This is a genomic window from Aquiflexum sp., assembly GCF_041749095.1.
Taxonomy (GTDB): Bacteria; Bacteroidota; Bacteroidia; order Cytophagales; family Cyclobacteriaceae; genus Aquiflexum.
On the sequence record NZ_JBGTCA010000087.1, the window covers coordinates 1 to 1,817 of the forward strand.

The 1,817-nt window shown below is 42.8% G+C and carries 2 protein-coding genes; one reads left to right on the forward strand and one right to left on the reverse strand.

The features are described from left to right. On the forward strand, positions 1-610 hold a 610-nt coding region (locus ACEW8O_RS04750), incomplete at its 5' end, for a nucleoside hydrolase (RefSeq protein WP_373493475.1). 141 nt (positions 611-751) lie between these two features. Here ACEW8O_RS04750 and ACEW8O_RS04755 read toward each other — a convergent pair. After that, on the reverse strand, positions 752-1,817 hold a 1,066-nt coding region (locus tag ACEW8O_RS04755), incomplete at its 5' end, for a hypothetical protein (protein ID WP_373493476.1).

The following is a 1,817-nucleotide window of genomic DNA, read 5'->3' on the forward strand; positions in this document are numbered from 1 at the left end:
TAGATTGTATGATTGGGGCACCAAGTCCAGACCTTCTGCGGCTTCTGCCTTTATTATTGGCGAAGCACATAGAATAAAAGATGGCAAATTGACTGTTGTGGCTCTGGGCGCTTTGACCAATGTTGCCTCGGCCATTATGGAAGATCCCACCATTGTGCCCAAAATTGAATTGCACTGGTTGGGTTCAGGTTATAATTTCGAAAAGCAGACGATGTCGAACCTGGATTTCAACAGTTTGATGGACATGCAGGCCCTCTATGTGATCCTTAATTCGCCAGTAGAACTGCACATTATTCCTAACAACGAAGCATCCAGAATGAAAATGTCCTGGGCTGAAACCACAGACAGGTTCAAAGGGAAACACGACCTTCTCGACTTTATCCTCCTTAGATGGTTTAACCACTTGGATGGTGGCAGGGACACCCGTACCATTTGGGATTTGGCATTGATCGAAGCCATAATTCATAAGGACCTGTCGACGAAGATGCAGGTAAGGACTTCCAAAGAAAAGGGGGACAGGGATGTATGGATGTACACCGAAATTAATGATGAAAAAATGCGCGAAGATTTCTATAGAACGACATTGGATTATCTGGAAAAATTGAAATAGGTAAATAAACAAGGGTGTCCATAGACACCTTTATCAAAAAGCTAGTTGCTATCATTTTTAAATTCCGGTCTTTCAGAATTCACCCCATCTTTTGAGATCATTATCCGAATTCCACTGGAATCATATTCTTGCTGAGATTTCTTACTTTGGTAGATCATCTCCAATCAATTTCATAGCTCCATTGAGGTGTTCAGTAGGAGAATGATACTTATGCTCTCCTGCAATATGATTGTTTTTCATCCACCAGATATCATCAGCCTGGGTCCTGCTTATTACTGATTCTCCAACCATGCTTTTAGCCTGTTGATCCATGTTTTTATCAAATCTGATATTGCTGAAATAAACGGCATAAGGATAATAGTCCCCATCATTCATATTCCAGGTCCCTAAATTGATCACCAAGCTATCAAGCTTAAGGACATCAAATTTTTCTCCATGACTCTCAAAATCTGCAACGAGATTAAGGTTGGCTTCATTGCGGGTTTTCTTATTTTCAGGAAGTTGAAAATGTAATAGCGGCACCTTTTTATTTTGTGTGGCTTTATCGCCCAATGATCCATAAGGCCTGCCAAGCCAATATACCATGTTCAGGGTTTTGAAGCTACCTGTAAAACCTTCTATCAAAATAAAAGCTCCGGAAAACCCGTCAAAGTGCGTGTTTTCAGCATCAATGGTATAATCTAATTTAAGCTGTCCGGGATTTCCCTTCACCCTGATGGCCTGACAAAGTTGGTTGATGGTTTGTGGCAGACGGTCCTGGCCAGGTGTTGCATACCCACGCTTTCGTGAATAGAGGTAAAGGGCCTTTTGCTGATTCCACTCACGTACCTCCATGATATTGGAAGGCTCCTTGTCTTCCTGATAGACAAACCTTTTAGACCAGTGCTGCAAGCCTTGGTCAAAGCTTCCATTCCGGAGATTTTCTTCTGCAGGCAGTTCCCATTTATAAGAAAGCCATAGCGGATACGCCTGTTGATCAAATGGAGGCAGTTCTTGGGGATAGGTAAATACCTCTTCAGTAACCGTTTTAAATTGAATTTCAGCATCCGTACCGTCAATATGGGCCACCATCACTCCTTGCGAAGGGCCGCCAAACCATTCTTCCTCACCAAAGGCCCTGGGCCGATATCCTGCTGCCGGCAGGTTAATCATATTCATACCCCTATAATTGACTGCTGTTTTGAAGGAGGCCCGTATTGGAATATGT